Raw genomic sequence first — 13,315 nt, 5'->3', positions numbered from 1 at the left:
CGGAGGGCTGGGACCTTTGGAATTCTGGGGTGAACGCTGCCGTCCCCGGATCAGCCGCTCCAGGGCGTTCCGCCCTTTGCGCGGGTGGCATCCATGGCCGCCACGTAGAGGAAGGCGCCGGCGAGACCGAGATGCTCGAAAAAGCCGTTCATCGCCATGCCGCGCTCCATGCCGGCCGGAAGTTCCCAGAAGCGCAGCGCAATAAAGGTTGCGGCCAGCGTGAACCCCGCAAGCGCGAGCGCCGCAGGACGTCGATAGACGCCGGAGAGAACGAGGGCAGACATCAGGAGCTCAAAAATAATGACACCAATGGCAAACAGCGGCGCCGGCAGCAGTCCGAAATGGGTCATCTCCGCCTGCGCGCCGGCAAAGTCGAAGATCTTGACGAGCAGGCCCTGGATATAGGCGGAGCACAGCGCAAGAAGCGCGATGAAGCGGAGAACGGGCGATGTCAGGAGGCGCTGTTCCGCCGGTTTGGGTGCGTGATGGGAAACCGTTGTCATGATGCCCTCACACAGCCCAGCAGGCACAGCCGAGAGCGCCGAAGAAACCCTTGAGGTCGCTGATGGGCAGCTTCGATGTCCAGGCACGGGCATGGTCGTGTCCGTGCACGGTGCAATCATTGGCGCAGCCACATGTCGAAATCGCCGTGCGACGAAGCGAGTGGCGTCCGGCCCCCTCCGGTTCGCCCCAGGCCGCATAGCCACCGAAAGCGCGCACCGGCGACCAGTCCGGCATGGCCGGCGGCACGTGGTTCTCGTCGAGCGTCTTGAAGTCGCCGGCACCATAGACGATGCGGCCGCCGACCATCGTCAGCTCCGAGGTCAGGAAGGAGATCTCGTCTTCGGCGCAGGCAAAGAAGTCCTTGTCCGGCACCACGAGATCGGCAAACTGACCCTTCTCGATGCGGCCCTTCTTGCCTTCCTCGTTGGAGAACCAGGTGACGTTTTCCGTCCACATCCGAAGGGCGGTCTCGCGGTCCAGGCAGTTGGCGCGCGGATAGAGCTGCATGCCGCCAACGGTCTTGCCGGTGATCATCCAGGCGAGCGATACCCACGGATTGTAGGAGGCGACGCGCGTGGCATCCGTACCGGCGGAAACCTTCACGCCTTTTTCCAGCATGCGGGCGATGGGCGGTGTCGCCTCGGCCGCGCCGTGGCCGTAGCGCTCGACGAAATATTCGCCCTGATAGGCCATTCGGTGCTGCACGGCGATGCCACCGCCAAGCGCCGCGATCCGGTCGATCGACTGGTCGGAGATCGTTTCCGCATGGTCGAAGAACCAGTTCAGTCCCTCGAGCGGGGTGTCCTGGTTGACCTTCTCGAATACGTCGAGTGCACGCGAGATCGTCTCATCATAGGTCGCATGCAGGCGCCAGGGCCAGCGGTTCTGGGCGAGGATCCGCACTACCTCCTCCAGTTCGCCTTCCATTTCCGGCGGCATGTCGGGCCTTGGCTCGCGGAAGTCCTCGAAGTCGGCGGCGGAGAAGACCAGCATCTCGCCCGCGCCATTGTGGCGGAAGTAGTCGTCGCCCTGCTTGTATTTTACCGAAGACGTCCATTTGAGGAAGTCGTCCTTCTCCTGTTTCGGTTTCTGAGTGAACAGGTTGTAGGCAAGGCGCACGGTCATCTGACCCTCGTCGGAGAGTTTTTGGATGACGGCATAATCGTCGGGATAGTTCTGAAAACCGCCGCCGGCATCGATCACGCCGGTGATGCCCAGCCGGTTCAGTTCGCGCATGAAATGGCGGGTGGAATTGACCTGGTAGTCGAAGGGCAGTTTCGGTCCCTTGGCGAGTGTCGAATAGAGAATGCCGGCATTGGGCTTTGCCAGCAGCAGACCGGTTGGATTGCCGTTGGCATCACGGGTGATCTCGCCGCCGGGCGGGTTCGGCGTGTCCTTCGTGTAACCGACGGCGCGCAGAGCCGCTCCGTTCAGAAGTGCCCGGTCATAGAGATGCAGCAGGAAGACCGGCGTATCCGGCGCCACCGCATTGATTTCCTCGATCGTGGGCAGGCGCTTTTCGGCAAACTGGTGTTCGGTAAAACCGCCGACGACGCGCACCCATTGCGGGGCCGGCGTGATCGCCACCTGCCGCTTCAGCATGTCCATGGCATCGGAGAGGCTGCGCACACCATCCCAGCGCAGTTCCATGTTGAAGTTCAACCCGCCGCGCACGACGTGGGTGTGGTTGTCGATAAGGCCCGGCAGCACGCGCTTGCCCTTCAGGTCGACGATCTTCGTGTCCGGCCCGGCATGCGCCATGACCTCCTGATCCGTGCCGACAGCGATGAAGACGCCGTCCTTGATCGCGACGGCCGAGGCCGCAGGCTTCGTCCGGTCGAGCGTGGTGATGAGGCCGTGGTGGAGGATGAGATCGGCTGTCATGGAAACATCTCCGGTGGATGCGGCGCTGACGGGGGAACCCGCAGCGAGCCATTGCAGGGATGCGAGGCTGGAAGCCCCGCCGAGGAAGGCGCGACGGGTCGGCATCAAGCGTCCTCGCCCGTTCGTGGCACTGTCGAGCGTGCCTCGACCGGCGGCTTGGCGCCCTTCGGGAGGTGGCCGAACATGTGCGGCTTGACCTCGTGCAGCCAGGAGAGCGCTGCCGGCTCCTTGCGCCAGAGCGTGCGGGCCAGTGGCAGGACCTGCTCACCGATGAGGATGCCGAGGAGACCAACCAGCGCTATGATCGGCGGGGCGGGCGAGCGCACGTTGAGAAGGCTGTAGACGACGCCGACGAGAATGCCGGCACCAAGCGACATCAGGTAGATCTTCATGGGTGGGCCTCACGAAAGGGGAGACGGCACCCCCGCCAAGGGAGTGCCGCAGATGGCCTCAGTGGCCTTCGGAAGCGCCGAACATGGATTTGGCGTAGATGATGCCGAGACCGTAAGCGCCGCCGAACTTCTTTGCGATGCCGGTGGTCATGTCATAGGTCTCTGTGCGGGCCCAGTCGCGCTGCAGTTCCAGGAGATACTGGAGAGATGTCATCGGCTGGGCACCCGCCTGAACCATGCGCTCCATCGCACGCTCATGCGCTTCCGTGCTGACATCGCCGCAGGCATCGGCAATCACGAGCACCTCGAAACCCTGGTCGATGGCCGAGAGTGCCGGACCGACGATGCAGACGCTGGTCCACAGGCCGGCCAAAACGATGCGCGGCTTGCCGATGCGGTTGACTTCCTCGATGACGGCAGCGTCTTCCCAGGTGTTCATCGATGTGCGGTCAAACAGCTTCTGACCTGGAAACGCATCGGTGATTTCGGAAAACATCGGGCCGGAGAAGCTCTTCTCGGCCACCGTCGTCAGGATGGTGGAGACGCCGAAGCCCTTTGCGCCGTTGGAGATCAGGGCGGCGTTGTTGCGCAGGTTGACCGCGTCGATGCTTTTTGTCGCAAACGACATCTGCGACTGGAAATCGATGAGGATCAGGGTGTGGTCCGAAGGCTTCAGAAGCTTGGAGCCGGGAGTCGGGGTGGCGGTAACGGACATGGGATTCCTCGTTGTGTGAAAATGGGACGCGCCCTTTATGGCGCGTGTTGTCGTTTGGCTCTTGAAGCTTGGTAGGGTGATTTGGATGTTTCCGCCGTCTTCGTGCAGACGGCGGATAAAGGAACGGATCTTGCCGGGCGCGCTCTCAGCGATGCGCCTTGTGCACTGTCTTCAGGTCCGAGCCGGTGGCCCGGATGGCAAGCGCGGCCAGCGCCAGGACAGCGCCCAAAAGGCTGACACCCGTCCATCCCGCAAGGTTCCAGACGAAGGTGGACAATGCTGCGCCGGCGGCACCGCCGAGGAACATCGACGTCATGAAGACGGTGTTGAGGCGGCTGCGTGCCTCAGGATCCAGCGCATAGACGATGTGCTGGTTGGAGATGAGGGCACTCTGGATGCCGAAATCCAAAACGATGACGCCGATCACGAGGCCACCGAGCGAGGCCCAGAGCCCGAAGATCATCCAGGCGGCCAGTGCGAGGAGTGCGCCCAGCCAGACGACGACCTGCGGGCCATGACGATCGGCAATGCGGCCGGCAAGCGGAGCGGCAAAGATACCGGCGGCGCCGACGATGCCGAACAGGCCTGCGACATCCGATCCGAGTCCGAATTGCGGGGTTGCGAGATAAAGCGCAAGAACGGTCCAGAAGGCGGCGAACGAGCCGAACAGGGCAGCCTGCATGAGCGCGGCCGTGCGCAGTGCCGGCTCACGGTTCCACAGTTGCGCAAGTGACCGGAGCGCAGACCCGTATCGCATCTGCGACGTCGGGCGATGATGCGGCAAAGTCGCAGCCATCAGCATGGCACCGGCAAGTGCCAGCGGCACACCGAGCCAGAACATCTCCCGCCAGCCGGCATGCGCGCCGATGAAGCCGGACAGGGTTCGGCTGAAGAGGATGCCGGACAAAACACCCGCCATCACGGTGCCGATCGTCGAACCACGCTTTTCCGGGCTCGTCAGCGACGCGGCGAAGGGAACGATCTGTTGTGCAACCGTCGAACTCGCGCCCACGGCCAGAGAGGCGAGCACAAGCGCAAGCGCCGAGGGGGCAAGCGCCGCAAGCGCCAAAGCGGCTGCCAGAACGATGAATTGCGAGATGATCAGCTTGCGCCGGTGCACTAGGTCGCCGAGCGGCAACAGGAAAAACAGCCCGAGGGCATAACCGAGCTGGGTGGCCGTCGGAACAAGGCCGGTCATCGGCTGACCTGGGAAATCGGCCTCGATGAGGCCCAACATGGGCTGATTGTAGTAAATATTGGCGACGGCAAGTCCGCTTGCGGTGGCCATGGCCAGCAGGGCGCCGGTGCCGAGACCGTGCGGGGCTGCTGGTTTATCATGTCGGGTGGCATCCATGATCGGTGTCTTTCTGACGGAATGGAGATGCACCCTATCTAGCGTTCTATCGATTTCCGCATTAGACTGAGAAAATGATCGGACAGTAGAACGAATAGAGATATAATGGACACGGCTGACGTTCAGGTCTTCACCGCGGCGGTCACCGCTGGCAGCCTTGCGGGGGCAGCCCGTCAGCTGGGCGTGACGCCGATGCTGGCAAGCCGCCGGCTGGCCGCACTGGAGGCTTCGCTCGGTGTCCGCCTGCTCCACCGCACCACGCGGTCCCTGTCTCTTACGCCGGAGGGGGAAACCTTCCTGCCCTTTGCCCGGGCGCTCGTGGACAACGAGGCCGAAGCGATGGCAAGGCTCAGGGCGGAAACGCGCGGGGCGGCAGGCCTGCTTCGGGTTTCTGTCCCGATTTCGTTCGGGCTGAAGTTCATCATGCCCTTCGTGCCGGATCTTCTGGCCGACAATCCGGATCTCAAGATGGCCGTCGACCTGAACGACAGCCTTCCGGATCTGGTGGCAACCGGAACCGATCTGGCCATCCGCATCGCGCGGCTGCGCGACAGCAGCCTGATTGCCCAGAAGCTCGCCGCCAATCCGCGCACCCTCGTGGCCAGCCCGGCCTATCTTGCCAGGCGCGGTCTGCCTCAACGGGTGAGTGATCTTGGCGACCATGATTGCCTGGCGCTCGGCAATGCCACCCACTGGACCCTCGTGTCAGCCGAGGGCGAGCGGCATGTGCGCCTGAACGGTCGTTTGTCCTGCAGCAGCATTGCCGGCTGCCACGCGGCAAGTGTCGCGGGGGGCGGCGTGGCGCTGCTCTCCGACTGGTATGTCGATGAGGATGTCGCGGCCGGCCGACTGGTCAAGATCGCGTTGGCCGATGCTGCGCCGGAGGAAATCGCGATCTGGGCGGTTTATCCCACCAATCAGCTCGTGTTGCCAAAAGTGCGGGTTTTCATCGCAAAGCTGCGTCAAACACTCGCCTCAGCGGGAATTGCCGGCGGCAGCAGCTAGATTCCTTGTTCCAGCTGCTCAATTTTGGCAGAAAATCGCGTGAGTGTCGCAGCCATTGGGCGCCGCGCCGTTTGCGGATTGCAAAGCCCTGAGCGAAGGCATAACGGTGTTGAATGGTCGACGACTTGGCCTCGGAGCGATGCATGGCGACAGGAAAAGACTTGGGGACAGCGGCGCCGCTTCGCCTGGAGCACTTTCCCTCTCTTCGCAACGTTCCGTTTCGAGACCAGCCGATTTCCGCCTGGCGCGTCATGCATCAGATCTCGAGCAGTCGGCAGGATGTCTTCGAGCTGGACCCGCAGCCCGCCTATTTCGCGATGATCTATCTGCAGCAGGTCAAGCATTGCGACCTGCTCGCCGATGGCTCCGCAAGGCCCGCCCGCATCTATGAGCGCGGCAATGTCTGTTTTGTCGATCTCGCCGAGGGAGCGGCGATCCGCCTGATGGGTGCGATCGACGGAATAGGCCTGGTCATTCCCTTTGCGCTTATCGACGAAATGTCCGAGCGTTTTCCTGCTCTGCCTGTCCGCCCGAGACCTCGGCGCAATATGCCCGATCCCGTGCTGCACAAGCTGGGGCTTGCGCTCATGCCGTTCCTCTCCGGCGATCTGGATGACGGGTCTCCGGCCGTGCGCCATATTCTGGCAGCACTTGCGGTTCAGCTGGTATGCGAGCAGCGCACGTTTCACTGAGGTGAACCGATTGGCCGGCCGCCGAGACGACCGCCGGCAGCATCCGCCTGTTCGGGGGGCTTTGTCCGGGCGCAATCGGGCCATGAGCCGCGTCCCCCGTCGATGGTGGGGCGCGGATGTCGTTTCTTCAAGGCGCATCAGCGGATTAGGCAAGCTGTGGCAAACCGGTTGGGCAGCGGTCAGCCTCTCGCCTTGGCAATTGCGTCCTTCAGCGCCTTTTCGTCCAGCACGCCGGGATAGAGGGAATTGCCGATGACAAAGGATGGCGTTCCGGCGAAGTTGAAGGCCAGCGCCTGATTATAGTTGCGGTCCAGAAGGCCGGAAATCTTGGCATTGTTGGCGTTGACGGCAGCGGCAAGCTGCTTGATCGTCAGACCGGCACCGGTCAATTGTGTCTCGACATCCTCCTGCGACAGCCGGCCCTTGGTCTTCATCAGCGATTCGAGAGCGATCTCATATTTGCCGATCTGGGCTGCGCCCAGGACGGCCTGTGCCGCAAACACGGAGGCGCCACCAAATACCGGCCAATCCTTCATGACGAGCCGGACGTCACCGTCATCTTCCACGACCTTTTTGACGGTCGGGTGGGAGGCTTTGCAGTAGGGGCACTGGTAATCGAAATATTCGACAACCGTGATCCTGCCCTTGGGATTGCCAAGCACGGGAGCGTCATTGTCGAAGAACACCTCTTCCTTCGTCAACTGTGCCTTGCCGACACGCGGCAGAAAAACGGCAGCCCCAGCGACAGCAAGTCCGGCGGTGACCAGTTCACGTCTGTAAAGCATCAGAATTCTCCTTTTCCGGATTGTTCGGGACCGAGGACCACCACTTTCGAGCCCTCGGGAACCCGGCTGTGCAAGTCGATGATGTCCTGGTTGAGCAGGCGTATGCAGCCGGAGGACACGGATTTTCCGATGGACCACGCTTCGTTTGTGCCGTGAATGCGGTAGAGCGTGTCCTCTCCGTTCTTGTAGAGATAAAGGGCGCGGGCGCCGAGCGGATTGTTGATGCCGCCCGGCATGCCCTTGGCCAGTGGTCCGTAACGCGCGGGCTCGCGTCGGATCATGTCCGGCGTGGGAACCCAGCCTGGCCAGCGCCCCTTTCGTTCGATCACGGCTTCGCCTTCGAATGCCAGGCCGGCCTTGGCAACGCCGACGCCGTAGCGCATGGCCTTGTTGTTTTCCATGACCAGATAAAGGAACCGCGCATGCGGATCGACGACGATCGTTCCCGGCGGATAGGGGGTGCGATAGTTCACGATCTGACGGACATTTTTCGGGTCCATTTTTGACGTATCGACTGGCGGGACCTTTTCCTCACCATCGGTGACGGGGCCGTACATGGCCTGCACGGCGGGGTCGACGGTGGGCCGGGCAGGCGGTGCGGTCTCGGTGGTCTGGACGCAGGCCGAAAGGCCAAGCGCCAGCATGGACGCGAGCAGTGATCGACCGGTGGGCAGGAAGGCTGCCGGCGGTTTGCAAAGAAGCATGCGGTATCCTTGTGTCATCAGCGCAGAGTGGACGAATGGGGTTTTCGTCCTGTTCGAATTGGGCGAGCGATCTCGTGCGCAGCTTAAGGCAGGCTTAAGGTTGCCTCGGCATCACGCGGAAAGACCACACGCACGGAGGTTTGATTGCGCATACTGGTGGTGGAAGACGATCTCGTCCTGCGCGATGGATTGCGGGAAGGCTTGAAGCTTTGCGGCTTCGCCGTCGATACGGTTGCCACGGCTGCGGATGCCTTTCTCGCGCTGACGGCTGGCGGGTTCGATGCGGTTGTGCTGGATCGTATGCTGCCGGACGGCTCCGGGCTCGATGTCCTTTTGTCGATCCGACGAAGCGGAAATCGCGTGCCCGTGCTTTTGTTGACAGCAAAGGACGAAGTCGGCGATCGCATCGGTGGCCTTGATGCCGGAGCCGATGACTATCTCGGCAAACCCTTCGATCTTGACGAACTCGCCGCGAGACTGCGTGCGATTGCGCGGCGCGCCGAGGGCCGGGCGAACGGCACATTAACCTGCGGCAGCTTGAGCCTTGAACCGGCATCGATGCGGGTGGAACGGAGCGGCGAACAGGTCACACTTTCGCGGCGCGAATTCGCCATCCTGCGTGCCCTGATGGAGAACCCGACGGCCATCCATTCAAAGTCGGCTCTCGAGGAGAGGCTTTATGGCTGGCAGGAAGACGTCGAAAGCAACACGATCGAGGTGCATATCCACAAACTGCGGGTCAAGCTGGGGAGCGCCGTCATCGAAACCGTTCGTGGCGTCGGTTATCGTCTGGGGTCCGTTTGATGATGCAGTCCATGCGCCTTCGCCTGTTTCTCCTTCTGCTGGCGACAACGAGCGCCATCTGGCTGCTCGGCGTTGCCTGGACCTATGTGAGCGTGCAGACCCGTGTCGAAAAGGCGCTTGATGCGCGGCTGATGGAAGCGGCCCGCATGGTCAGTTCGCTCATCACCGATCACCACATCGATGTCGCAGCGGCCGTCAGCAGCCAGACGGATGCGCAAACGGCAGCGGAAACGGATGCGGGGGAGTATCGTCGGCAACTGTCCTGTCAGATCTGGTCCTTGCAGGGGCAGCTTGTCAGCCGCTCGGAGAGCGCGCCGCGCATGTCCCTTTCCGATCATGACGATGGTTTCAGCGAAACCACGGTCGACGGTGTAAAATGGCGCGTCTATGCCGTGGTCAATCCTGTCTTGAACGTGCGCGTCCTTGTGGGCGATAGTCTCGATATCCGCGACAGGCTGGTGGCCGATGTGGTGACGGGACAACTGGTTCCCGCCTTCGCCAGTCTGCCGCTTCTTGCACTTCTGATCTGGCTGAGTGTGGCGCGCGGACTGGCGCCGCTCAACCGTATTGCAGCACTTCTGGCGGCACGGTCGGCGGATGAACTGCATCCTGTCACCGAGGCCGATGCTCCAGGCGAAGTTCGTCCGCTTCTGCGGGCACTTAATGCGCTGTTCCATCGCGTCAGTGAAGCGCGCGAACGGGAAAAGACCTTCACCGCCTATGCGGCTCACGAGTTGAAAACCCCTCTTGCCGGCCTGAAAACACAGGCGCAGGTGGCCGCCATGAGCAGCGACGAGGCGGTGCGGTCGCAGGCCCTCAGGCAGATTTCGACGAGTGTCGACCGCACCGGCCGCCTGGTGCGGCAGTTGATCGACATGGCGACGGTGGATTCCGCTGAACGTGGAACGAGCCCGCAGCACCTCGTCACCGCCGAATTCGTGCAAGGCGTCCTGGCCGATCTCGACGGCGTGCAACGCGGCCACGGCCTGAATGTCACGATCGCGGTGGGCGAGGTCCTGTCCTTTTCGGTCCGTAACGAGAACCTCTTGCGGCTTGCTCTGCGCAACGTCCTGGAAAATGCGATGCAATATGCACCGGAAACCTCGACCATCGTCGTTGCCGCCAGCAAGGTCGGCGATCGCCTCGACTTGTCGGTTGTCGATCAGGGGCCGGGCATCGACGAGGATGAGCATCAAAGGGTTCGGGAGCGTTTCCACCGCGGACGGTCGCCTGCCGGTAACGGCAGTGGTCTCGGCCTGGCAATCGTGGAGATGGCCATGAACAAGCTCGACGGAGAGCTTCATTTCCGTCGAACGGAACACGGTTTCTCAGCAGTGCTCAGCCTGCCGTTTGCCGAGACTTGCGGGTAAGGGCCTGCGGTGCCGGCCAAGACGCTACCGTCCTGGCACTACACAAGACGATGAAAAAGGAGGATTGCAGCACCGACCCTCCAGCCGCGAGCGGCACCCCCCATACCCCGTTGGTCCTTGCGCCCATTGGCCGGTTCGCGGCGGTGCTGACCGCCGAGCCGAGCACCCAGGTTGCCACTAGACGTTCCGGGTTGTTGGCTGAACGCTGCTGAGGCTGCGGTTTGGCGCGCGCAGGGTGGGATCGAAGGGATTGATTTTCTGTCCGAGTGCCTTGGCTTCGGTGGTCAGGATGTCCACGATCGCTTGCAGGCGTTCGCCCTCGGCGCGTTCGGCAAGCGTGCCGACACTCAAGGCCGCCACCGCCGTGCCGCTTGCATCGCAGACGGGAACGGCGACACCGGCCATGCCGGGAATGAGGCCGGCATTAAAACTGACAAACCCCTGTTCGCGGGCTGTGGCAAGCAGGAGGCGGAAGCTTGCTTCGTCGAGATGGCTGCGGTCGAGCAGCCGGGGCATGTTGAACCGGATCACGGCCTCTCGTTCTGCGTCCGGCAGATTGGCAAGGATGGCGGTGCTGCCTTGGCCGATGCCGAGCGGCACCTTGCCGCCGATGTCACCCGTGAAGGAGCGGATCGGGAACGGCCCTTCGACACGGTCGAGGCAGACCGCATCATAACCGCTGCGAACGAGCAGGAAAATCGTGTCGGTCAAGGTGGAAGAGAGGCGAAGAAGTGCCGGACGTGCGAGTTCGCGCAGTCCATCGGCGTGTCCGGCGCGGGCGGCGAGGACGAAAAATTCGACGCTGAGGCGATAGCGTTTGCCGCCCGCAACCTGTTCGACAAAACCTTCGGCCATCAGATCCTGCATTGCGCGATGTGCCGTCGGCTGGTTGCAGCCGACCTCTCGTGCCACATCGATCAGCCGCATGCCGGCGCTGTCGGCCGCACCGAGAGCCTTGAGGATGATCAGCGTACGCCGCGCACTCGAGATCTGGCGGGTATCTTCATTCATTGAGCGTAATCCAGTTTAACTCGTCTCCACACAAATTTCATATAATGGAATTTTTCAATGATAATTTTTTTAACAGGAATTTTTTATTGACCGTTAGCGGCTTCTTGCGGTCTCCTTGCCTCGGGAACGCAATCAGAAAACGCGCAAAAAACTGGCGCAACTGGAGTGGACATGAGCTTTCTGACGCTCAATTCGCTGTCGAAGACCTATGGCAATTTTACTGCCGTCGATGCGGTCAGTCTGGAGGTCGGCAAGGGCGAATTCGTCTCGCTGCTCGGACCGTCCGGCTGCGGCAAGACCACGACGCTGCAAATGATTGCCGGTCTCGTAGAACCGTCGGCGGGCTCGGTCATGCTCGATGGCCGCGACATAACGCACGAGAAGCCGAACCGCCGCGGCCTCGGAATCGTCTTCCAGACCTATGCGCTTTTCCCGCATATGACGGTGGCGCAGAATGTCAGCTTCGGGTTGGAAATGCGCAGGATCGGCAAGGCCGAGCGTGATCGACGGGTGGCCGAGGTTCTGGCACTCGTCAAGCTCGACCGGTTTTTCGATCGTTACCCCCGCCAGCTGTCCGGTGGCCAGCGGCAGCGCGTCGCGATCGCCCGTGCTCTTGTCATCGAACCGCCGGTGCTGTTGCTTGATGAGCCGCTTTCCAATCTCGATGCCAAGCTGCGCGAAGAAATGCAGTTCGAACTCCGCCGCATCCAGCAGACGGTCGGCACGACGACGATCATGGTCACCCACGACCAGGGTGAGGCGCTGTCGATCAGCGACCGGGTGGTCGTCATGGAACATGGACGGATGACGCAGGTGGATGTGCCGGCGGCCGTCTACGATCATCCGGCAACGGAATTCATCTCCTCCTTCATCGGCAAGATGAACAACATTTCAGGGACGGCACTCACATCCGCCATCCAGTCGTCGGGCGTCATCCTGCCGGCGACCGGATCTGGCGCCGCCGAGGGCGAACCGGTCATCCTGTCCCTGCGTCCAGAGCGGATCAACATCGTGCCGGCGGGCGAGGGGCATCTGCCGGGCGTGGTCAGCGCCCGGTTTTTCTTCGGCAGTCACTGGCTGTTCAATGTGGAGACGGCGGTCGGCCTGATCATTGTCTCCTCGCCGAATACCGACCGGTCATTGCCGCCGGCCGTGGGGCAACCGGTCGAGCTTGCCTGGGCGCCTGAAAGCGCCCGGATGGCCGCCCGCCCGCAGGAAGTGTCGAGGGTCGAGGGATGACGGCACGGACACATTCGACGCCGTGGTTCCTGTCTCTGCCCGGCCTGATCTTTTTCCTCGGTATGGTGGTCTTGCCGCTGGTGCTGACCGCGGTGCTGTCCTTCCATGCCTATGATTTCAATCTGGGTGTGCGCGACACCTACACGCTTTCGAACTATACGACGGTCCTTTCCGATCCCTATTTCCTGTCGATCTTCTGGCGAACGCTGAGGATTGCCTTCATCACTACGGTTCTGTGCGTCATGATCGGCGTGCCGGAGGCCTATATCCTATCGCGGATGTGGAACCCGTGGCGGTCGGTCTTCCTGCTCGTCATCATTGGACCGCTGCTCGTTTCGGTCGTCGTGCGCTCCTTCGGCTGGAGCATGCTGCTCGGTTCGACGGGGTTGATCTCAAAGGCCAGCATCATGCTTGGTCTCGGTCCGGTTCGTATTCTCTATAGCGAAACGGCCATCGTGATCGCGCTGGTGCATGTGATGCTGCCGTTCATGATCATCCCGGTCTGGACAGCGATCCAGAAGCTCGACCCGGGGCTTGAGTCGGCCGCATGGTCGCTCGGCGCCTCGCGTTTTACCGCTATGCGCAGGATCATCCTGCCGCAGATCTCGCTCGGTGTCCTGTCCGGCAGTCTGATCGTTTTCGGCCTTTCGGCAAGCTCGTTTGCCATTCCTGGCCTTCTCGGCGGGCGCCGGCTGAAAATGGCGGCGACCGTTGTGTATGACGAATACATGCACGAGCTGAACTGGCCGCTCGGTGCCGCCATCGCTTTCATTGTTCTTGTCGCCAATCTCCTGATCATGCTGGCCTATAACCGGATGATCGAGGCGAGGGCACGTAAGGTTCTGGGCTGAGGGGG

14 protein-coding genes are annotated in these 13,315 nt (G+C 62.1%); 6 read left to right on the top strand and 8 right to left on the bottom strand.

What is annotated here, in order from left to right; all coding sequences use genetic code 11:
• Positions 1-50: 50 nt before the first annotated feature.
• The 5 genes from OU993_RS12855 to OU993_RS12835 form a co-directional block, all read right to left on the bottom strand.
• Complete coding sequence (locus OU993_RS12855; protein WP_268157959.1) at positions 51-503, bottom strand: DoxX family protein; 453 nt, start codon at positions 501-503, stop codon at positions 51-53.
• Between the two features lie 7 nt (positions 504-510).
• Positions 511-2,493, bottom strand: coding sequence for an amidohydrolase (locus tag OU993_RS12850; RefSeq protein WP_268157957.1), 1,983 nt, complete (start codon positions 2,491-2,493; stop codon positions 511-513).
• Positions 2,493-2,780, bottom strand: coding sequence for a XapX domain-containing protein (locus OU993_RS12845; protein ID WP_268157955.1), 288 nt, complete (start codon positions 2,778-2,780; stop codon positions 2,493-2,495). Before OU993_RS12845 ends, OU993_RS12850 begins: the two co-directional genes overlap by 1 nt.
• 58 nt (positions 2,781-2,838) lie before the next feature.
• Positions 2,839-3,495: a hydrolase gene (locus OU993_RS12840; protein ID WP_268157953.1), complete on the bottom strand. Its 657-nt coding sequence runs from the start codon at positions 3,493-3,495 to the stop codon at positions 2,839-2,841.
• A gap of 145 nt (positions 3,496-3,640) precedes the next feature.
• A complete protein-coding gene (locus OU993_RS12835; protein WP_268157951.1) occupies positions 3,641-4,849 on the bottom strand; it encodes an MFS transporter in 1,209 nt (402 codons plus the stop codon).
• Positions 4,850-4,954: 105 nt separating this feature from the next.
• Between OU993_RS12835 and OU993_RS12830 the strand changes: the two genes are divergently transcribed.
• Complete coding sequence (locus OU993_RS12830) at positions 4,955-5,854, top strand: LysR family transcriptional regulator (protein ID WP_268157949.1); 900 nt, start codon at positions 4,955-4,957, stop codon at positions 5,852-5,854.
• Positions 5,855-5,997: 143 nt separating this feature from the next.
• The gene (locus OU993_RS12825) at positions 5,998-6,546 is read left to right on the top strand and encodes a hypothetical protein (RefSeq protein WP_268157947.1); all 549 of its coding nucleotides are present in this window, start codon (positions 5,998-6,000) and stop codon (positions 6,544-6,546) included.
• A gap of 179 nt (positions 6,547-6,725) precedes the next feature.
• Here OU993_RS12825 and OU993_RS12820 read toward each other — a convergent pair whose 3' ends face one another.
• Positions 6,726-7,331 carry a DsbA family protein gene (locus OU993_RS12820; RefSeq protein ID WP_268157945.1) on the bottom strand — a complete coding sequence of 202 codons (606 nt, stop codon included), beginning with the start codon at positions 7,329-7,331 and terminating at the stop codon, positions 6,726-6,728.
• Positions 7,331-8,035, bottom strand: coding sequence for a L,D-transpeptidase (locus OU993_RS12815; RefSeq protein ID WP_268157943.1), 705 nt, complete (start codon positions 8,033-8,035; stop codon positions 7,331-7,333). Before OU993_RS12815 ends, OU993_RS12820 begins: the two co-directional genes overlap by 1 nt.
• A gap of 144 nt (positions 8,036-8,179) precedes the next feature.
• Here OU993_RS12815 and OU993_RS12810 point away from each other — a divergent pair, with 144 nt between their 5' ends.
• Positions 8,180-8,839 (top strand): response regulator, encoded by a 660-nt coding sequence (locus OU993_RS12810; protein WP_268157941.1) that lies wholly within the window; start codon positions 8,180-8,182, stop codon positions 8,837-8,839.
• A complete protein-coding gene (locus OU993_RS12805) occupies positions 8,839-10,209 on the top strand; it encodes a sensor histidine kinase (RefSeq protein ID WP_268157939.1) in 1,371 nt (456 codons plus the stop codon). Before OU993_RS12810 ends, OU993_RS12805 begins: the two co-directional genes overlap by 1 nt.
• A 177-nt stretch (positions 10,210-10,386) precedes the next feature.
• On the opposite strand, the gene OU993_RS12800 is transcribed toward OU993_RS12805, so the two are convergent.
• Positions 10,387-11,220, bottom strand: a complete 834-nt coding sequence (locus tag OU993_RS12800; RefSeq protein ID WP_268157937.1) for an IclR family transcriptional regulator — start codon at positions 11,218-11,220, stop codon at positions 10,387-10,389.
• Positions 11,221-11,391: 171 nt separating this feature from the next.
• Between OU993_RS12800 and OU993_RS12795 the strand changes: the two genes are divergently transcribed.
• Together OU993_RS12795 and OU993_RS12790 are read left to right on the top strand one after the other, a co-directional pair.
• Complete coding sequence (locus tag OU993_RS12795; protein WP_268157935.1) at positions 11,392-12,459, top strand: ABC transporter ATP-binding protein; 1,068 nt, start codon at positions 11,392-11,394, stop codon at positions 12,457-12,459.
• Complete coding sequence (locus tag OU993_RS12790) at positions 12,456-13,310, top strand: ABC transporter permease (protein ID WP_268157933.1); 855 nt, start codon at positions 12,456-12,458, stop codon at positions 13,308-13,310. Before OU993_RS12795 ends, OU993_RS12790 begins: the two co-directional genes overlap by 4 nt.
• Positions 13,311-13,315: the final 5 nt, after the last annotated feature.

The organism is Rhizobium sp. SL86 (genome assembly GCF_026672545.1).
Classification (GTDB): domain Bacteria; phylum Pseudomonadota; class Alphaproteobacteria; order Rhizobiales; family Rhizobiaceae; genus Neorhizobium.
This window is presented reverse-complemented; position numbering and strand designations above follow the sequence as displayed.